The organism is Achromobacter sp. GD03932, from assembly GCF_029839485.1.
In the GTDB taxonomy this organism is placed as follows: Bacteria; Pseudomonadota; Gammaproteobacteria; order Burkholderiales; family Burkholderiaceae_B; genus Achromobacter; species Achromobacter bronchisepticus_A.
The window spans coordinates 133,328-151,820 of sequence record NZ_JAOCAT010000016.1; the positions used below are offsets into that span (position 1 = coordinate 133,328).

15 protein-coding genes are annotated in these 18,493 nt (G+C 66.5%); 9 read left to right on the plus strand and 6 right to left on the minus strand.

The features are described from left to right. Window positions 1-33 precede the first annotated feature (33 nt). Both pgi and N5C88_RS16615 read right to left on the minus strand, forming a co-directional pair. Window positions 34-1,587: a glucose-6-phosphate isomerase gene (gene pgi, locus N5C88_RS16610; protein ID WP_280015805.1), complete on the minus strand. Its 1,554-nt coding sequence runs from the start codon at window positions 1,585-1,587 to the stop codon at window positions 34-36. A gap of 5 nt (window positions 1,588-1,592) precedes the next feature. Next, window positions 1,593-2,984, minus strand: a complete 1,392-nt coding sequence (locus N5C88_RS16615; RefSeq protein ID WP_280015806.1) for a phosphomannomutase/phosphoglucomutase — start codon at window positions 2,982-2,984, stop codon at window positions 1,593-1,595. 446 nt (window positions 2,985-3,430) lie between these two features. Between N5C88_RS16615 and N5C88_RS16620 the strand changes: the two genes are divergently transcribed. From N5C88_RS16620 to N5C88_RS16655, 8 genes are all read left to right on the plus strand, one after another. Beyond that, the gene (locus N5C88_RS16620) at window positions 3,431-3,946 is read left to right on the plus strand and encodes a hypothetical protein (protein WP_280015807.1); all 516 of its coding nucleotides are present in this window, start codon (window positions 3,431-3,433) and stop codon (window positions 3,944-3,946) included. A gap of 118 nt (window positions 3,947-4,064) precedes the next feature. Next, window positions 4,065-5,480, plus strand: coding sequence for an FAD-binding oxidoreductase (locus tag N5C88_RS16625; RefSeq protein ID WP_280015808.1), 1,416 nt, complete (start codon window positions 4,065-4,067; stop codon window positions 5,478-5,480). Between the two features lie 29 nt (window positions 5,481-5,509). Next, window positions 5,510-6,226 (plus strand): response regulator transcription factor, encoded by a 717-nt coding sequence (locus N5C88_RS16630; RefSeq protein WP_280015809.1) that lies wholly within the window; start codon window positions 5,510-5,512, stop codon window positions 6,224-6,226. Then, window positions 6,223-7,593, plus strand: a complete 1,371-nt coding sequence (locus N5C88_RS16635) for a HAMP domain-containing sensor histidine kinase (protein ID WP_280015810.1) — start codon at window positions 6,223-6,225, stop codon at window positions 7,591-7,593. The genes N5C88_RS16630 and N5C88_RS16635 overlap by 4 nt, the downstream gene beginning before the upstream one ends. Window positions 7,594-7,655: 62 nt before the next feature. Continuing rightward, a complete protein-coding gene (locus N5C88_RS16640) occupies window positions 7,656-8,390 on the plus strand; it encodes a phosphatase PAP2 family protein (RefSeq protein ID WP_059371341.1) in 735 nt (244 codons plus the stop codon). Between the two features lie 156 nt (window positions 8,391-8,546). After that, complete coding sequence (locus tag N5C88_RS16645; protein WP_059371342.1) at window positions 8,547-9,275, plus strand: FadR/GntR family transcriptional regulator; 729 nt, start codon at window positions 8,547-8,549, stop codon at window positions 9,273-9,275. Window positions 9,276-9,419: 144 nt separating this feature from the next. Then, on the plus strand, window positions 9,420-11,315 hold the full coding sequence (locus N5C88_RS16650) for an LTA synthase family protein (protein WP_280015811.1): 1,896 nt from the start codon (window positions 9,420-9,422) through the stop codon (window positions 11,313-11,315). A 538-nt stretch (window positions 11,316-11,853) separates the two neighbouring features. Next, on the plus strand, window positions 11,854-12,771 hold the full coding sequence (locus N5C88_RS16655; RefSeq protein WP_280015817.1) for an acyltransferase: 918 nt from the start codon (window positions 11,854-11,856) through the stop codon (window positions 12,769-12,771). Here N5C88_RS16655 and fahA read toward each other — a convergent pair. Further along, complete coding sequence (gene fahA, locus N5C88_RS16660; RefSeq protein WP_280015812.1) at window positions 12,768-14,084, minus strand: fumarylacetoacetase; 1,317 nt, start codon at window positions 14,082-14,084, stop codon at window positions 12,768-12,770. The two genes, N5C88_RS16655 and fahA, sit on opposite strands and share 4 nt — an antisense overlap. Window positions 14,085-14,208: 124 nt before the next feature. Then, window positions 14,209-15,507: a homogentisate 1,2-dioxygenase gene (hmgA, locus tag N5C88_RS16665; protein WP_280015813.1), complete on the minus strand. Its 1,299-nt coding sequence runs from the start codon at window positions 15,505-15,507 to the stop codon at window positions 14,209-14,211. A gap of 165 nt (window positions 15,508-15,672) precedes the next feature. Here hmgA and N5C88_RS16670 point away from each other — a divergent pair, with 165 nt between their 5' ends. Continuing rightward, on the plus strand, window positions 15,673-16,581 hold the full coding sequence (locus N5C88_RS16670; RefSeq protein WP_280015814.1) for a LysR family transcriptional regulator: 909 nt from the start codon (window positions 15,673-15,675) through the stop codon (window positions 16,579-16,581). Between the two features lie 6 nt (window positions 16,582-16,587). On the opposite strand, the gene N5C88_RS16675 is transcribed toward N5C88_RS16670, so the two are convergent. Together N5C88_RS16675 and N5C88_RS16680 are read right to left on the minus strand one after the other, a co-directional pair. After that, on the minus strand, window positions 16,588-16,785 hold the full coding sequence (locus N5C88_RS16675) for a DUF2783 domain-containing protein (RefSeq protein ID WP_119449629.1): 198 nt from the start codon (window positions 16,783-16,785) through the stop codon (window positions 16,588-16,590). 16 nt (window positions 16,786-16,801) lie between these two features. Next, window positions 16,802-18,472 carry an FAD-dependent oxidoreductase gene (locus N5C88_RS16680; protein WP_280015815.1) on the minus strand — a complete coding sequence of 557 codons (1,671 nt, stop codon included), beginning with the start codon at window positions 18,470-18,472 and terminating at the stop codon, window positions 16,802-16,804. Window positions 18,473-18,493 lie beyond the last annotated feature (21 nt).

Below are 18,493 nucleotides of genomic sequence, written 5' to 3' on the forward strand. Positions count from 1 at the left end.
CAGCGCCGGCGCCGGGGAGGCGCCGGCTAGCGCTCAGGGACGGCGCGTGATCGCGTCGATCCAGTAGCGGGTGGAAGGATCCTGCTGGCTGGCTTGCTGCGAATTCAACTCGTGCATGATGCCCTTGGCCAGGGCCTTGCCGAATTCAACGCCCCATTGATCGAAGGGATTGATGCCCCAGACCACGCCCTGCGTGAACACCTTGTGTTCGTACAGCGCCAGCAGCGCGCCCAGCGTATAGGCCTCCAGGCGCGGCAGCACGATGAGCGAGGACGGCCGGCCGCCCGGATGGACACGGTGCAGCGCCAGCAGCCGCGCGCGGTCGGGATCGCTTTCGATGGCCGAGGTTTCGGCCAGCGCTTCCTCGTAGGACTTGCCGCGCAGCAGCGCCGAACGCTGCGCCAGGCAGTTGGCGATCAGCAGCTCGTGGTGCCGCGCGTAGGCGTGGTCGGGTTTTTCGCACAGGATGAAGTCGACGGGAGCGCCCCGGGTGTCCTGGTGCAGCCACTGGAAGAAGGTGTGCTGGCAATCGGTGCCCGACATGCCCCAAACGGCCGGGCCGGTGGGCACGCCGGCCGGGCTGCCATCGGCGGTGGCGACCTTGCCCAGCGATTCCATTTCCAGCTGCTGGGCCCAGGGCACGATGTGATAAAGCCGCGAATCGTAGGGCGTGATTGCCAGGGAGTCGTAGCCCAGCACGCTGCGGTTCACGACGCCGGCCAGCGCCAGCTGGACGGGCGCGTTTTCCTTGATGGGCGCGGTGCGGAAATGCTCGTCCATGGCGGCGGCGCCCGCCAGTAGCTGGTCAAAGCAGTCGGTGCCCAGCGCCAGCGCGACCGGCAGGCTGATCGCGGACCAAAGCGAATAGCGTCCGCCCACCCAATCCCAGATCTGGAAGATGTGATCGGGCAGGATGCCCAGGTTCAAGGCCGCCTCGACGTTGGCGGTGACCGCCACGACCTGCTTGATCGGATCCGCCACGCCGGCATCGCGCAGCCAGTTCATGGCGACCTCGGCATTGGCCAGCGGCTCGGTCGTGGTGAACGACTTGGATGCGACGATGACCAGGGTATCGTGCGGATCCAGGCGGCTCATCGCGTCCGCGACCGAATGCGAGTCCACGTTGGAGGCGAAACGCACTTCGCGCCGCGCGCCGCCGTGGCGCAGGGCGCGCGTGACCAGCCGCGGCCCCCAGTCGCTGCCGCCTATGCCCAGGTGCAGCACGCAGCCATAGCGCCCGGCCTTGTCGGCCTGCCGCACGAATTCGCGCATCCGCTCACGCTCGGTCAGCACGGCCTTGGCCACCTTGGCGGGCGGTTGGGCCGCACGCAGGGCGGTGTGCCAGGCGGGGCGTTCCTCGGTCCAGTTGGCGTTGCCGCCGTCGAACAGGCAAGCCCGGGCCGCCTCGAAGCCTTGTTGTGTCAGCAGCGCGGCCTCTGCATTCTCCAGCTCCGGCGAATACGCCTGCGCGCTCAAGTCCAGGCGCAACCCGGGAGCATTGATGATGCGCAATTGGGCGCCGGTCTTGGGTGCGGAGCGCGTGGCCGTGATGAACGCTTGCCAGGCGGGGCTGTTCGATAGAGACATGGAGTTCAGAAAGGCAGTTTGGCTTGCGGGGCGAGCTTGCTCAGCTCACGTCGGAAGTCGGCTTGGATGCGCTCCAGCGCCGCAGACGTTTGCGCTTCGAATCGCAGCACGACGACCGGGGTGGTGTTCGAGGGGCGAGCCAAGCCGAAGCCGTCTGGATACTCGGCACGCACGCCATCAATGGTGATCACGCGGTTCGCAGCGGGGAATTGGCCTTGGTCTTGCAAGGCCTGGACCAGGGTGAAAGGCTGGCCTTCTTCCATTTCCAGCTTCAACTCTGGAGTTGAAACGTCTTGCGGCAGGGCTTCCAGCACGGCGCAGGGATCGGCGTCGCGCGACACGATCTCCAGCAGGCGCGCACCCGTGTAGAGTCCGTCATCGAACCCGTACCAGCGCTCCTTGAAGAAGATGTGGCCGCTCATTTCGCCGGCCAGCGGGGCCCCGGTCTCGGCCAGCTTCGCCTTCACCAGCGAATGGCCGGTCTTCCACATCAGCGGCACGCCGCCGGCGGCTTCGACCGACAGGCCGACGTGGCGGCTGCACTTCACGTCATAGATGATGGTGGCGCCCGGATTGCGGTCCAGCACGTCGCGGGCGAACAGCACCAGTTGGCGGTCCGGCCAGACGATCTGGCCCGATTTCGTCACCACGCCCAGGCGGTCGCCGTCGCCGTCAAAAGCCAGGCCCAGTTCGCAGTCGGTCTCGGCCACGCACTTGATCAGGTCCTGCAGGTTCTTGGGTTCGGCGGGGTCGGGATGGTGGTTGGGGAAGGTGCCATCCACCTCGCAGAACAGTTCGGTGACTTCGCAGCCCAGGGCGCGGAACAGCGCCGGGGCGACCGCGCCGGCCACGCCGTTGCCGCAATCGATCGCGATTTTCATGGGCCGCGCCAGCTTGATGCCGGACGCGACACGAGCGATGTAGGACGCCACCAGGTCCAGTTGACGGCGCACGCCGGGCCGCGCCGCCGGGGCGCTGGCGGGGCCGTTCATGCTGGCGGCCAGCGCCTGCACGTCCTCGCCGTAGAGCGCACGGCCGCCCATCATCATCTTGAAGCCGTTGTACTTGGGCGGGTTGTGGCTGCCGGTGATGGCGACGCCTGATCCCGTCTGCATGACGTTGGCGGCGAAATAGACCAGCGGGGTGGGTACCATGCCGATGTCCAGAGTATCCACGCCGCCTTCCAGCATGCCTTCCTGCAGCGCTATTGACAGCATTTCGCTGCTCAGACGGCCATCGCGGCCGACGACCAGGGTTTGTATGCCCTGGTCGCGCGCACGGGCGGCGAGCGCTACGCCCAAGGCTCGGGCAAAGCGCGCGTCGATCAGATCGGGCACGGTGCCGCGGATGTCATAGGCTTTGAACACCGAGCCCGGAAATTGCGTGTTGTCGCCCACAGCGATTCCTTGATGAGAGTTGCAGCGCTCATTCTGCCGGGGTCTGCTGGTAAACCCTCGTATCCAAAAGGCGGCTGGCAGGAGATTAAACCGGAATTATCCCCCATTGGCGCTCCCCCTTCATCCGGCAGACGGCGTAGGGCTTTTTCCGTCCTTGCACCTCGGCGGGACGTCTGCCCTGATCTGGTGCCTGCGCGGACGTCAACGCCTGGTTACGGTGCGGCGCCCGGCCGCGCTCCAGGGCTTGCAGGGGAGGCTGGGCGTGGCATAAAACTTGCTCGTCGTCCGAAGGTGATACGCTTGCTATGCAAGCAGAAAGACCGGGAGGGGCCATGGGCGCCAAAGTTTCTACTGTCATGTCATCCAGGGGCGCCTCAAACCGGCGGGGTCCGCCCACGGATCACGCCGGACCAGCCGCAGGCCGCGAGCGCCGGCTCGACATCCACGTGTTCGTTTCCGAGGCGGGCGGCCTGGCCACGGGCCGGGCCTGGGAACGTTGCGTATGGCGCGACGCCCGGGTCCTGATCGCCGAATCCCCGGCGCCCCATCTGCCGGCTTCGATGGAAAGCGCGCTGCGCACCGTCGCCGCCGACGTGGCGCGGGACCGCGGCTGGCAGGGCATGGGTACCGTCGCTTTCGCGCTGGACGATCGCAGCGGCGTGTTCCGCGTGATCGACGCCCAGGCGCAGGCCCATTCGGGCACGGCCGTAGCCGATTGCGAACCCGTCGCCGCCCATGCGCTGGAAGTGCGCATCGACGGCTGCGTGGACCGTCGCCTGCCATGCACGCGCTTGCTGGTGTGCGGCGCGACCCGGGGCGAGGTGCTGCGCCGCGCCTACCGCGCCCTATCGGAAATGCCCGGCCCCGCAGGCGTCGACCGCGCTTTTCTCATGAACCGCATTGCCTCTCGGGCCTATTGCTCGGGGCTGACGGGTGCGAGGCTGGATCAGGCGGTTGGCTGATCTGTCCTGGCGGCGGGCTGCGCGGGTCCGCCTGGTGGCGACCCGGGGGCATTTCAACCCCTACAATAGTCGGCACATCCCTGGCCTGGATGCATCCAGGCTCTACTTGGCCGCGCATATGACCTTGCTGAGCGATCTACAGTCCCTTCTGGGCGCTTCCCACGTGCTGACGGGCACGGACGCCGACACCTACGTGCTGGACTGGCGCCGCCGCTATCGAGGCGTCGCGCTGGCGGTGATCCGTCCCGGGTCGACCGAGGAAGTGGCGGCGGCCGTAAAGCTGTGCGCCAGGCATGGCGTGCCGGTGGTGCCGCAAGGCGGCAATACAGGCTTGTGCGGAGGCGCCACGCCTGACCTATCCGGCAGCGCGGTGATCCTGTCCACCACCCGCCTGACGGCGGTGCGCGCGCTGGATACCGACAACGACACGATCACCGTGGAGGCGGGCTGCGTCTTGCAAGCGGTGCAGGAGGCTGCCGCCGCGGCCGGCCGGCTGTTTCCGCTGAGCCTGGCCGCCGAAGGCAGTTGCACCATAGGCGGCAACCTGGCGACCAATGCGGGCGGCACGCAGGTGCTGCGCTACGGCAACACGCGCGAACTGACATTGGGCCTGGAGGTCGTGACCGCCGAAGGCGAGATCTGGCACGGCCTGCGTGGCTTGCGCAAGGACAACACCGGCTACGACCTGCGCGACCTGTACATCGGCAGCGAAGGCACGCTGGGCATCATCACCGCCGCCACGCTGAAACTGTTTCCAAGGCCGGTGGCTTCGTGCACGGCATTGCTGACGCTGGACGGTATCGACCAAGCGGTCGAGCTGCTGTCGCGCGCCCGCGCGGGTTTTGGCGCCGCGCTGACCGGCTTTGAGCTGATGAGCGGGGCATGCCTGCAGGCGGTCGTGCGGCTCTTTCCGCAACAACGCTTGCCGTTCGAGGGAAATTCTGCCGCGTCCCCGTGGTTCGCCCTGCTGGAACTGTCGGACAGTGAAAGCGAGGAGCACGCCCGTGAGCGATTCGAAACCGTGTTGGGCGAGGCCATGGAAAGCGGGCTGGTGAACGATGCCGCCATCGCCGCGAACGTGACGCAAAGCAAGGCGCTGTGGCACCTGCGCGAGAGCATCCCGCTGGCCGAGGCGGAGCTGGGCAAGTCGGTCAAGCATGACGTGTCCATCCCGATCTCCGCCATCGCCGGCTTCGTGCACAAGACCAACGCCTTGCTGCAGGCGCGTTTTCCGGGTGTGCGCCACGTGATCTTCGGCCACCTGGGCGACGGCAATCTGCATTACAACGTGGCCCATGCGCCGGGGCAGACCGAGGCCGAGCTGCTGGCGTTGCAAAGCGATATCTACGGCGTGGTGCACGACAGCGTGCATGCGCACCATGGCTCGATCAGCGCGGAGCATGGCGTCGGCCAGCTCAAGATCGACGAGCTGCCGCGCTACAAGAGCGCTGTCGAACTGGACCTGATGCGCAGAGTAAAGCGAGCGCTGGACCCGCAAGGGCTGATGAATCCGGGCAAGGTATTGCGGGCCTAGGGCGCCGCGCACGAAAGGGAATCGCAACCATGGCAACCAGTCCCGCGGCGGGCGCGAATTGCAGGGTATTGATCGTCGAGGATGATCCGGTGATCTCCGGCAACCTGTACACCTTCCTGGAAGCGCGCGGCTTCCTGCCCGATACCGCCTATTCGGGGCCGGCCGCGCTGGAGCGGCTGAGGGAGCAGCGCTTCGATGCCCTGATCCTGGACATCGGCCTGCCGGGCATGGACGGCAACGCCGTGTTGCATACGCTGCGCAACGACATGCGCGCCGACGTTCCGGTGCTGATGCTGACGGCGCGTGACAGCCTGGAAGACAAGCTGGTCGGGTTCTCGCATGGCGCTGATGATTATCTGACCAAACCTTTTGCGCTGCTTGAGGTCGAGGCGCGCCTGATTGCGCTGATCCAGCGCTCCAAGGGGGCGACGGTGGATTCGGTGCGGGCTTTCGGCCCGCTGTCCTACGACACCCGCAACCGCGCGGTGTCGGTCAACGGCACTCCCGTGCATCTCACGCGCAAGGCCGGCCTCATCATCGAAGCGCTGTTGCGCGATCCTGGCAGGGTGGTCTCGCGCGAGGAGCTGGAGTCCATGCTGTGGGGCAACGAACCGCCTTCCTCGGACGCGCTGCGCAGCCAGGTGCACCTGTTGCGCCGCGCCTTGGCCGATGCTGGCTTCGATGGCATCGAAACCATACATGGGACCGGCTGGCGCCTGACGCTGGAAGCTGGAGCGGCCAGATGAGCGGCATTTCCGCGGCGTCGGTCGGGGGTACGCTAACCCAGCGGGTGGTGTGGGCGCTGACCGGAACCGTGGCGTTGTTCGTGACGGCGCTGGCCCTGCTGGCTTACCTGACTTTCGACCAGATGGAAGACGACCTGGTCAACGACATTCTGAATACCGAAATGGACCGGCTGGTGCAGCATGCGCAGGTCAGCGACGGTTTTCTGCCCCGTGAAGGCGTGCGCGAACTGGGCGGCTCCATGCGCGCCTGGGTCAGCGTGGACGGCAAGCGGCCCACTGGCATGCCCCAGGAAATCGATGCTCTGGACAGCGGCCTGCATCTGGTCGAACCGGGCGCCTACACCTGGCATGTGATGGTGGCCGAAACGGCGCGAGGCAAGGTGTACCTGCTTTACGACGCCACCGAGAACGAAGGGCGGGTTCACGACTTCGGCCTGATCGTGCTGGGCGTGGGCGCCATTTGCGTGGTGGGCGCCTATGCGCTGTCGCGGCGCGTGGCCGCCATCGCGGTCGGGCCGCTGCTGGACCTGACCGACCGGCTGGCCACTTGGGCGCCTGGGGCGCCCGACATGGCGGTGACGCGCGACGATGAGGCGGGGCGACTGATAGAGGCCTTCAACCGGGTGCAGAACCAGGTGGACAGGTCGATTGCGCGCGAGCGCGAATTCGCGGGCAATCTCAGCCACGAGGTGCGCACGCCCTTGGCCGCGATCCGCTCGGATAGCGAGTTGATGCTGCTGACCCAGGTACTGACCCCGGACCAGCGCCAGCGCCTGACCCGCGTGGTGGACAACGTGGACGATGTGATCGTGTCGCTGGAGAGCGCACGCTCCATGGCGCGGGATGAGCTGCGCCCGGCGGAGTCCGTCGACCTCAGCGAATGCATGGACAACGCCTGGCGCGGCTACGAAGCCCAGGCAGGGGTGGCCGGGCTTGGTTTCGAAAACCGGATCGCCGCCGGTCAGGTTCGCATGCTGGATCGCTATGCCTTGCTGACCGTGTTGCGCAACCTGATCCGCAACGCGGTGGAGCACGCCGCGCCGGCGACGCTGACCGCGAGCGTGACCGCCGACGGCGCGCTGGAGCTGCGCGACGATGGCAAGGGCATTGCCGCCGACGACTTGCCTTTCCTGTTCCGCCGCTATTACAGCGGCCGCATGCGGGATTCGGGCGCGGGCAGCCCCGACGAAACGGCGCGCGGGCTGGGGCTGGCGATCGCCAAGCGCGTCTGCGACATGCAGGGCTGGTCGCTGACGGTCGATTCTTCGCGGCAAGGCGAGCAGCGCGGCACCTGTTTCACGCTGCGTTTCGAGGCCGATGCGGGACATGCGATGGCGGCGGCCGGCGGGGCGCAAGGTCAAATTTGACGAAAGTTTGACTGTCGGCGGCCTAAGCTGCCCGTTTGCCTGACGGACCTCCTGTCGCCACCATGCCGCCCCTATCGCCGCCCGCGTTGCGCAAGCCGACGCCGGCCTCGTATCTGTTGAGCCATGTCTTTGCGATCACGCTTGCGCTGGCCTGCCTGGCATGGTGGGCCAATGTCTCGGGCTTGGATATGCGAATCGCTCGAGCGCTGTTCGATCCGGCGCTGGACGATTTTCCACTGCGCCTGAACCGTTGGCTGGATCTGATCGGGCATCGCATGGTGCTGGCCCTGCCTATCGGGATAGGACTGGCCGCGGTGGGCGTGGCGGCGGCAAGCTATCGCATTCCGGCCTGGCGGCCATGGCGCGGACCGGCGCTGGCGCTGGCGGCAACCTGCCTGACGGGGCAGGTGCTGGTGAATCAACTGAAGCACTACACGACGCTGCCCCGTCCTTATGATCTGGACTCCCTGGGCGGCTATACCCCTTACCCGTCGTTCTGGTGGACCTGGGTGCGGGCTGCGGGGGGCGGCGCTTTGCCCAGCGGTCATGCTGGCGCGGGCTATTCGATGTTGACCCTGTATTTCGTGGGCTGGGCGCTGGGGCGTCCGGCGTGGCGCTGGTGGGGGCTGGCAGCGGGTATCGCGGGGGGAGTGGGTTTTTCCACGGTGCGTATCCTGCAAGGCGCCCATTTTCTCAGCCAGACGCTTTGGTCCGCTACCTTGATGTGGTTCCTGGCGGCCCTGTTTTTCTATCCCCTCATCGTGGCCCGTCCCGCCGCCGCGGGCTTGAACCGTTAGTCGCGGGATGCCCGGGTCGGTTGGTAGGGGCGAAACATCGGCGCGCTGCGCGTCGCTGGCGCCATTCTGGCGCGCGGGCCTGATACCCGGCCCAAAGTACAATGGGCAGCGACGCTCGGTCCCGGGCCGCGCTCAACTGCTTTCGGATCCTTGCCAATGAATGTTCCCGCCGATACTCCCGTCACGCCGCGGCGTCGTCCCCGGAACCTGGCTCAGGGGCTGGTCGAGAGCATCACGGAGCGTATCCGTGGCGGGGACATCAGGCCCGGCGACAAGTTGCCGACGGAATCCGAGATCATGCGCCAGTTCGGCGTCAGCCGTACGGTGGTGCGCGAGGCCCTGTCCCGGCTGCAGGCATCGGGCCTGGTCGAGACGCATCATGGCGTGGGGACGTATGCGCTGGAGCCTAGCGGCGGCGGGGATTTCCGCGTGGATCCCGCCGACATCGCCACGGTGCGCGACGTGCTGGTGTTGCTGGAGCTGCGTATCTGCCTGGAAAGCGAGGCTGCCGGCCTGGCCGCGGCCAGGCGCAGCCCGGAGCAGCTGCATGAGATGAGGCGCGCACTGGAAGCCTTCAAGAGCGCACTCGAGAACGACGGCGACACCGTCACGCCGGATTTCCAATTCCATCTGCTGGTCGCGCAAGCCACGGACAACCGTTACTTCGCGGACCTGATGTCGCATCTGGGTTCGGCCATCATTCCGCGCACCCGGATCAATTCGGCAAAGTTTGCGCACGAGGATCGTGCCGCCTATCTGGCGCGGGTGAACCTCGAGCACGAAGACATCTACGGCGCGATCCAGCGCCAGGACGCGGAAGCCGCGCGCGCAGCCATGCGCACGCATCTGAGCAACAGCCGCGAACGGCTGCGGCGCGCGCAGTAAGCGCGGCCGAAGGCTCGTCCCAAACCGCGTTAACCTTTGCGCGTTTTCAAACTTCGAACCACGAGGCGGCATGGCTCTGCTCGGCATATACAGCGGCATTCTTTCATCTGAACAGGCGTTGCGACGCCAGGGGAGGGTGTACGCATGCGCCGTCTGACTCTGCGGTTCATCATTGCGGTCCTGGCGCTGCTGACGCTGTCGCGGCTGGCGCTGGCCTTCTGGATGTGGGATCGGGTGGAGGCGGCAGGCGGGCTGGGGCCGTTGCTGCTGGGCGGCCTGCGCATCGACGTCTGCCTGATGTCCATGGTGATCGCGCTGCCGGCGGTGTTTTCGCCCTGGTTCGGCCATCGGCCGCTGGCCGCCCGCATCACCGCCTGGTGGTTCCGTGTCTGGTGGATGCTGTACGTGCTGCTGGAGGTCTCCACGCCGCAGTTCATCGCGGAATACGACACGCGGCCCAACCGGCTCTATTTCATCTATCTGCTCAATCCGAAGGAAGTCGGTTCGATGCTGTGGCAGGGCTACAAGGGCGTGCTGCTGGCGGCCTTTGTCGTGTTGGCGCTGGCGGCCTGGCTGTCGGTCCGCCTGTTTCCCACCCGCGCCCGCGATCCGTTCATGTCGTGGTGGAAGCGGCCGCTGGCGTCGTTCGTGATCCTGGCGCTGGTGTTCCTGGGCGCGCGCGGCACGCTGGAGCATCGTCCGATCAATCCGGCCAAGGTCGCCTACAGTTCCGACGCCATGGTCAATGCGCTGGCGCTGAATTCGCTGTATAGCGTGTTCGACGCCGCCTACCGCATGCGCGATGAGCGTTCGTCGGCAGCGATGTATCCCAAGATGGCGGTGGACAAAATGAATGCCATCGTGCGCGAGAAGGCCGGGCTGACGGGCGCGCCGCTGGACGCGCGGTATCCCAGCTTGCATGAGCAGAAGGCGATGGCGCGCCGGGATAAGCCGTTGAACCTGGTGATCATCCTGCAGGAAAGCCTGGGCGCGCAGTATGTGGGCAGCCTGGGCGGCCGTGATCTCACGCCCAACATCGACCGGCTGGGCAAGGAGGGCTGGATGTTCCACCGCGCCTACGCGACGGGCACGCGCTCGGTGCGGGGCATCGAGGCGGTCACGGCGGGCTTCCTGCCCAGCGTGGCTGACGCGGTGGTGAAGCTGCCGCGTTCGCAGACGGGTTTCTTCACGCTGGCGCAGGTGCTGGGCAAGCATGGCTACCATTCGCGCTTCGTGTACGGGGGCGAGTCGCACTTCGACAATATGCGGGCCTTTTTCCTGGGTAACGGCTTTAACGAAATCGTGGACCGTCCCAAGTTCGTGAATCCAGTGTTCGAAGGGTCGTGGGGCGCCTCGGACGAGGACATGTTCAACCAGGTGGACCGGCTGCTGCGGGCGGATGGCGACAAGTCGGTGTTCACGCTGGCGTTCTCGGTGTCGAATCATTCGCCGTGGGAGTATCCGGAAGGGCGCATCAAGCCGGTGGGAGATCCGGCCACGGTGGATAACACGGTGCGTTACGCGGACTGGGCGCTGGGGCAGTTCTTCGACAAGGCGCGCAAGGCGCCGTACTGGGACAACACGGTCTTCCTGGTGATCGCGGATCACGATTCGCGCGTCTATGGCTCCATTCCGGTGCCGGTGCGGCATTTCCAGATTCCCGCGCTGATTCTGGGGGCGGGGATTGCGCCTCGGCAGGATGAACGGTTGGTCAGCCAGATCGACATGGCGCCCACGATGTTGTCCTTGATGGGGCTGGACAACGTGAATCCCATGCTGGGCGTGGATCTGACGCAGCGGGATCCGAATCGGGCGATGATGCAGTACGCGGATAATTTCGGCTATCTGCAGGGGGATCAGTTGCTGGTGCTGGAGCCTTCGAAGGCGCCGCGGCAGTTCAGGTATGAGGCGGCGCCTGTGGGGCGGGATGAGGTTTATGCGCCGGTGGAGCCTTTGGATCCTCGGCTCTCGGAAGAGGCCTTGGCGCATGCGTTGTGGGCTAGTTGGGCGTATCGGGAAGAGCGGTATCGGTTGCCTTGATGGTGGCTTGCTTTATGCGGGATGATGCTGGTTCTTAAGACGCTTGGGGCGTCGGGAGCCTGGGGTGCGCGGGGCAACGATTGCTGTCCGGAGCCTTCGCTCCGGACTTCCCCTGCGTCATCCTCGTACGCCTTCGGCTCCCTACGGATTCCCTGGGCTTATCGACGCCCCGCGCGCCCCAGGCCCCCGACGCCCCAAGCTTCGGTGTTTGAAACTTCACGGTCGCAGGGACGGGTGGTGTGCTTGGCATGCTTGCCGCGGGCGGCGGGGCGGTGGAAGATCTTGCGGTGCCCGCTCGATTAGGCCGCCCGGGCGGCCCAATCGAGCATACGCGGTGTCTTGCGCCGTGTTGTTGTGGGTGGTGGGGCTGCGCGCCGATCGCTGACCGCCGCTTGATTCTGCGCAAGTCGGATTTTTTGTGAAGGAGGGAAACTGGCGCATGACTTTTCCTGAATCGTCTTCCGGGGCAGGCCGTGCTGCGGCTGCCCGATCAAACAAATCTAGTATTCGCGTGCCGCCGCGCCGCCGCGTGCTGCCGTTGCCGCGCGGGCGCTTCGCCTGGGTGACGGGCGTCATCAGTACCGTCTGGCTGGCGCTCAACACGGTGTTCTGGTGCCTGCTTCTGTTTCCGCTGGCCTTGTTGAAGCTGCTGCTGCCGTTCGCGGCGGTCAGGCGGGGGATCGATCCCGTGCTCAACGGTATCGCCACGGCCTGGGTGTCCTGCAACGCCGGATGGCTGGCGCGGATCCAGGGTGTGTCCTGGGATGTGCAGGGCAATGACGGACTGCGCTATGCGGACTGGTATCTGGTGAACTGCAATCATCAGTCCTGGGTGGATATCTTCGTACTGCAGCAGTCGCTGAACCGGCGTATTCCGTTGCTGAAGTTCTTCCTGAAGCAGCAACTGATCTATGTGCCGGTGATCGGGCTGGCGTGGTGGGCGCTGGATTTTCCGTTCATGAAGCGCCACGGCAAGGCGGCGTTGCGCCGCAATCCGGATCTGGGGCGGCAGGATCAGGAGACCGCGCGGCGGGCCTGCGCGAAGTTTTCACTGGTGCCGACCAGCGTGATGGTGTTCGCCGAAGGGACGCGTTTCAGTCCTGCCAAGCGCGATGCGCAGGGATCGCCGTACCGGCATCTGCTCAAGCCCAAGGCGGGCGGGCTGGCGGTGGCGTTGAATGCGATGGGCAAGCGTTTCCGCTCGATGATAGACGTGACGATTGCCTATCCGGAGGGTGCGCCCAGCTTTTGGGATCTGGCCTGCGGCCGTGCGGGGCGGGTGCTGGTGCGCATGCGGCAGTTGCCCGTGCCGCCGGAGTTCTGCGAAGGCAACTACTCCGGCGACAAGGCGTTCCGCACGACCTTCCACCACTGGCTGGGCCAGCAGTGGCAGGCCAAGGACGATGAGATCGAGGCGTTGACGGCGCCCGCCAGGGCAGGCGCCGGCGCGGATTAGGCGCGGGCGGGCAGTACCGTGCCGGAGCAGGCGCCGAAGCCGATGCGCGGATAGCCCGCCTTCACGCATTCGGCGCGGATGATGACCTGGTCGCCATCCTGCAGGAAGGTGCGCTTTTCGCCCCAGGGCAGGTCGATCGGGTTCTTGCCGCCGTTGCTCAGTTCCAGCAGCGAGCCGGCTTCCGAGGGTTGCGGGCCGGACAGGGTGCCGGTGCCCAGCATGTCGCCCGGTTGCAGGTTGCAGCCGTTGACGGTGTGATGCGTGATCAGCTGCGCCACGTTCCAGTAGGCATCGCGGAAGTTGCTGCGCGACAGGAAGGCGGGCGGCTGCTTGTCGGCGCGCGATTTCTCGGTGGTCAGCAACACTTCCATCTGCACGTCGAAGGCGCCCTTGGCGCGGTTGGCGTCGGATGCCAGGTAGGGCAGGGGCTGCGGTTCGGACGGGCCGCGCATCCACTGCGTGCGGAACGGCTCCAGCGCTTCCATGGTGACGACCCAGGGCGAGATCGTGGAGGCGAAGTTCTTGGCCAGGAAGGGGCCCAGGGGCTGGTATTCCCAGGCCTGGATGTCGCGCGCCGACCAGTCGTTCAGGATGCACAGGCCGAACACGTGCGATTCGGCGTCGGCCAGGGGGATGCGGTCGCCCTGGGCGTTGCCCGTACCGACGAAGATGCCCAGTTCCAGTTCGTAGTCCAGGCGGGCGCAGGGGCCGAATTGCGGCGCCTCGCCTTCATTGGCGGGACGAGTCTGGCCGACGGGGCGGGGGAATTTCTGGTCCACGCCGATGCTGGAGGCGCGGCCGTGATAGCCGATGGGCACCCACTTGTAGTTCGGCAGCAAGGGGTTGTCGGGGCGGAATTGCTTGCCCACGGCGGTGGCGTGGTGCACCGAGATATAGAAGTCGGTGTAGTCGCCGATGCGGGCGGGCGTGGCGTATTCGGCGTCGGCTTGCGCAACCAGCAGCGGCTCGACCGTGGCGCGCAGGGCAGCGCCTTCGCGCAGCGCGCGCGACAGCGCCAGGCGCAGGGCGCTCCAGTGGGCCTGGCCCAGGGCCATCAGGGCGTTCAGGCTGTCCGTGGCGCACGCTGCCAGAGCCTCGGCTGCCAGGCCTTCGAAGGGCTGTTTGGCGGCCAGCGCGGCCAGGTCCAGGATCTGGTCGCCGATGGCCACGCCGGGGCGGAACGGTTCCGTCGTGCCCTTGCGGCGGAAGGTGGCGTAGGGCAGGTTCTGCACCGGGAAATCCGACTCGCCGGTGTTGGCGCTGGTGATCCAGCTCTTCAGGGACGGGTCGTGGGTTTCGTTGATGGTGGTCATGGCTGCGTGTCTCTTTCAGTGTGGTTATGCGGTGGCCGGGCGCCAGGCGCCGGAAATTACAAATGCCAAACGGCGATGAGCTTGCGCTCATCGCCGCGGGCGTGGAAAGCAGGAGGTCTGCGCGTCACGCCTTGCTGGGGTCGAAATGCTTGGCGATGCCCTGCCAGCACCGGTAGTAGTCGCCCTGCAATTCTACCGAGGCCAGCGCCTGTTCCGTGGGGCGGATGACGCGCCGCGTCTCGAACATGAACGCCATCGTGTCACGGATGTAGTGGGCCTTGCTGGTGTCGGCGTGGGAGGCCTTTTCGAAGGTCTCGGCGTCGGGGCCGTGGCCGCTCATGCAGTTGTGCAGGCTGGCGCCGCCCGGTGCGAAGCCGTCGGCCTTGGCGTCGTAGACGCCCTGGATCAGGCCCATGAATTCGCTGGCGATGTTGCGGTGGAACCAGGGCGGACGGAAGGTGTTTTCCATGGCCAGGATGCGCGGCGGGAAGATCGCGAAATCCATGTTGGCCGTTCCCGGGGTGTCCGACGGCGCGGTCAGCACGGTGAAGATCGAGGGGTCCGGATGGTCGTAGCTGATGGAGCCGACGGTGTTGAAGTTGCGCAGGTCGTACTTGTACGGCGCGTGCGTGCCGTGCCAGGCCACCACGTTCAACGGCGAATGGTCGATGGATGCGCGCCAGAAGCCGCCCGTGAACTTGGCGATGAGTTCGAAGTCGCCTTCGAGGTCTTCGTACCAGGCCACCGGGGTCTTGAAGTCGCGGGCATTGGCCAGGCAGTTCGAGCCGATGGGGCCCAGCTCCGGCAGACGCATGGCCGCGCCGAAGTTCTCCAGCATGTAGCCGCGGGCGCTGCCGTCCAGCAGTTCGACGCGGAAGCGCACGCCGCGCGGGATGACCGCGATTTCCAGGGGCTCCAGGTCGATCAGGCCCAGTTCAGTGGCCAGGCGCAGGCGGCCTTCCTGCGGCACCAGCAGCAGTTCGCCGTCGGCGTTGTAGAAGTAGCGTCCTTGCATCGAGCGGTTGGCCGCGTACAGGTGGATGCCTACGCCGCTCAGTTCGTCGGGGCCGCCGTTGCCGCCCCAGGTCTTCACGCCTTCCAGGAAGTCGGTGGGGGCGGCGGGAATCGGCAGCGGGCTCCAGCGCAGCTGGTTGGGCGTGACGGGTCCTTGGCCGAAGGTACTTTGCCAGCCGGCGGCGCCGTCAAAGGCCTCGAACGGCTTGTGTTGGGCGCCGGGGCGGACGCGGTAGAGCCAGGAGCGGCGGTTTTCGCTGCGCGGCGCGGTGAAGGCGGTGCCGGACAACTGCTCGGCGTACAGACCATAGGGGCATTGCTGCGGCGAGTTGCGGCCCAGCGGTAGCGCGCCGGGCAGGGCTTCGGTGGCGCAACTGTTGCCGAAGCCGGTCTGGTATTGCAGTTCCATGGATTCCTCCTGAGCGGCGGCGCGGTGCTTGGCCGCGCGGCCTGGTGCGGGTGGCTCGTCCGGAAGGGGTCCGGAGCCCATATGGCATTGTCGGAAAAAATCCCCGCTACGGCTATGGGAATGTAAAAATAGAGACTATAAATTTTGTGAATAGTAGGGGGGTGTATGGCCGAGCTGCGCGATGTCGATCTGAACCTGCTGCTGTTGTTCCAGCATCTGCTGGAGGACCGCAATCTTTCGGCCGTGGCGCGGCGCATGGACCTGTCGCAACCGGCTGTCAGCAACGCGCTGCGCCGCTTGCGCGAAGCATTCGGCGACGATCTGTTCGTGCGCACGGCGCAGGGCATGCTGCCCACGCCGCGCGCGCAACGCTTGGCGGGGCCGGTCAGCGAGGCGTTGACCATGTTGTCGCAGGCTCTGAAGGACCAGGACGTCTTCGATGCCGCCACCAGTACGCGCCGCTTCCGGGTGGCGATGACGGACGTGGGCGAGATTCACTTCATGCCACGCCTGATGGAAGTCTGCGTGCAGGTGGCGCCGCTGGTGCGCATCGATTCGGTACGCGTGCAGGGACCGGATCTGCCGCGGGAAATGGAGGCCGGGCGGGTGGATCTGGCGATCGGCGCCTTCGATGAAATGGGGGCGGGTACGCTGCAGCGCATGTTGTTCCGCCAGGGCTATGCGACCTTGTTCCGGCAGGCGCATCCGACGGCGCACGCCGGCATGAGCCTCAGGGCCTTCCGGGCCGAACGCCACCTCATCGTGTCGCGCGCGGCGCCTTATGGACAGGTCAATCAGTCCATGGAACGCGCCGGCGTCGAACTGGCTGAGCACTTCAGCGTGCCGCATTTTTCGGCCGTGCCCTATATCGTCAGCGCGACCGACCTGCTCGCGACCGTGCCCGAAAAACTTGCCGCCAGCGCCGCGCCGCCGTTCGGCCTGCGCTACATCACGCCGCCGATAAGAGTGCCGGCGCTGCAGACCAATATGTACTGGCAGCGCCGGGTGGACCGGGATGGCGGCAACCAGTGGCTGCGCGCGTTGATCGTCAATACGTTCGCGGTCGGGGCGTGAACGGAACTACGGCGCCACCGACGCCCGCGCCTGGCGCAGCGCCTCGCGCAGCACTTCCATGTCGCCCAGGTGGTTGGCCAGCAGCAGGATCAGCGCCGCATTGAGCTCCTGGCTCTGCTCGTTGGTGAGGTCGCGGTGGGTCTCGATCAGCGCTTCGTAGAAGTCGTCCGGCGAGACCAGGTTGGTTTCGGTAATCAGCATGATGGAGTCATCTCGAAGTTCAGGCGCGGCCCGTGGCGCGGCTGACGGCCGCGATGACGGCGCCGGCGGCGAAAGCGCGCCAGCGGGCGGTGATGTGCTGGTCGGGGCGGATCAGGTAAGCCGTGCCGGCTTGCGCGTCATAGCGCTTGCCCAGGCAGCCTTCGCGGTCCGTGACGCAAGCCAGTTCCTTGGGCAGCGCGGACAGGTCGCATTGCGGGCTGGCGACCAGCACGGCCTTCACCGGCACGGGCGCCATGCGCAGGGCCTGCAGGGCGATCAGCGTCTCGCGGTCGGGCAGGGAGTCGCCACAGAAGAGCGCCAGCACGAATTCGCCGTCCAGCTGCGCCAGCCACCAATCGTGCGCGTTCACGGGGGCGTCCAGAGCGACCGCGCCCGGCACCATGCGGCCGCTGAAGGCGTCGGTGTCCGGCGTGTTCAGCGGTGAACCGGCGTAGGTCGCGGGCAGCGACAGGCGGCCGCTGTTGACCAGCGAGCGCGCGAACGGATGGGTCTTCGCCAGGTTCAGCACCGCGTTGCGGAAGTTGCGGCTGATGTCGCTCTTGGGCGTGATGAAGTCGGTGGCGCGCGAGGAGTTCAGGATGTTCTCGTCGGCGGCGTATTCGCGCTCGACGGCGTAGCTGTCGATCAGCGTCTCGGGCGCCTGGCCGGCCAGCACCAGCTTCAGTTTCCAGGCCAGGTTCTCCGCGTCCTGCACGCCGCTGTTGGCGCCGCGGGCGCCGAACGGCGATACGCGGTGCGCGGAGTCGCCGGCGAAGACGACACGGCCGTGGCGGAACTTGTCCATGCGTTCGCACGCGAAGGTATAGACGCTGACCCATTCCAGCTCGAAGCGCGCGTCGGGGCCCAGTAGTGCGCGGATGCGCGGCAGCACGTTTTCAGGCTTGACGGCCTCGACCGGGTCGGCGTTCCAGCCCAGCTGGAAGTCGATGCGCCAGACATTGTCGGGCTGGCGATGCAGCAGCACGGACTGGTTGGGATGGAAGGGCGGGTCGAACCAGAACCAGCGCTCGGTCGGGAAGTCCGCCTGCATCTTGACGTCGGCGATGAGGAAGCGGTCGCGGAAGATGCGGCCATGGCTTTCCTGGCCGATCAGCTTGCGCACCGGCGAACGCGCGCCGTCGCAGGCGATCAACCAGTCGGCATGCAAGGCATACGCGCCGTCCGGGGTCTCCACGTTCAGGACCACGCCGTCATCGCGCTGTTCCAGGCCGACAACTTTGTTCTTCCAGCGCAGATCGATATTGGGTTCCTGGCGCACCTGCTCGTACAGATAGCCTTCGGCGTAGTACTGCTGCAGGTTGATGAACGCCGGGCGGCGGTGGCCGGGTTCGGGCAGCAGGTCGAAGCGCCAGACTTCCTGCTCGCGGAAAAAGACCTTGCCCACGTTCCAGGACACGCCCTTGTCGATCATGCGCTGACCCACGCCCAGGCGGTCCCAGATCTCCAGCGTGCGCTTGGAGAAGCAGATGGCGCGGGAGCCGGTCGACAGGCGGAAGTCGTCGTCCAGCACCACCACGCGCACGCCCTGGCGCGCCAGGTCCAGCGCCGTGGTCAGGCCGACCGGGCCGGCTCCCACCACCACCACCTGATGGCGCGCCAGCTCGCCGGCGGCCTGGTCGGCGTGCTTTTCATAGGCGAATTCCATCGCCTGAAAGTCGATGTCTCCCACGGTTGTCTCCTGTGTGGGTCA

Bases quoted from the DNA above. Each gene is read 5' to 3' on its own strand.
- N5C88_RS16625 (WP_280015808.1), top strand. From the start codon at position 4,065: ATGACCTTGCTGAGCGATCTACAGTCCCTTCTGGGCGCTTCCCACGTG.
- N5C88_RS16640 (WP_059371341.1), top strand. From the start codon at position 7,656: ATGCCGCCCCTATCGCCGCCCGCGTTGCGCAAGCCGACGCCGGCCTCG.
- hmgA (WP_280015813.1), bottom strand. From the start codon at position 15,507: ATGGAACTGCAATACCAGACCGGCTTCGGCAACAGTTGCGCCACCGAA.
- N5C88_RS16670 (WP_280015814.1), top strand. From the start codon at position 15,673: ATGGCCGAGCTGCGCGATGTCGATCTGAACCTGCTGCTGTTGTTCCAG.
- fahA (WP_280015812.1), bottom strand. From the start codon at position 14,084: ATGACCACCATCAACGAAACCCACGACCCGTCCCTGAAGAGCTGGATC.
- N5C88_RS16630 (WP_280015809.1), top strand. From the start codon at position 5,510: ATGGCAACCAGTCCCGCGGCGGGCGCGAATTGCAGGGTATTGATCGTC.
- N5C88_RS16645 (WP_059371342.1), top strand. From the start codon at position 8,547: ATGAATGTTCCCGCCGATACTCCCGTCACGCCGCGGCGTCGTCCCCGG.
- N5C88_RS16635 (WP_280015810.1), top strand. From the start codon at position 6,223: ATGAGCGGCATTTCCGCGGCGTCGGTCGGGGGTACGCTAACCCAGCGG.
- N5C88_RS16650 (WP_280015811.1), top strand. From the start codon at position 9,420: ATGCGCCGTCTGACTCTGCGGTTCATCATTGCGGTCCTGGCGCTGCTG.
- pgi (WP_280015805.1), bottom strand. From the start codon at position 1,587: ATGTCTCTATCGAACAGCCCCGCCTGGCAAGCGTTCATCACGGCCACG.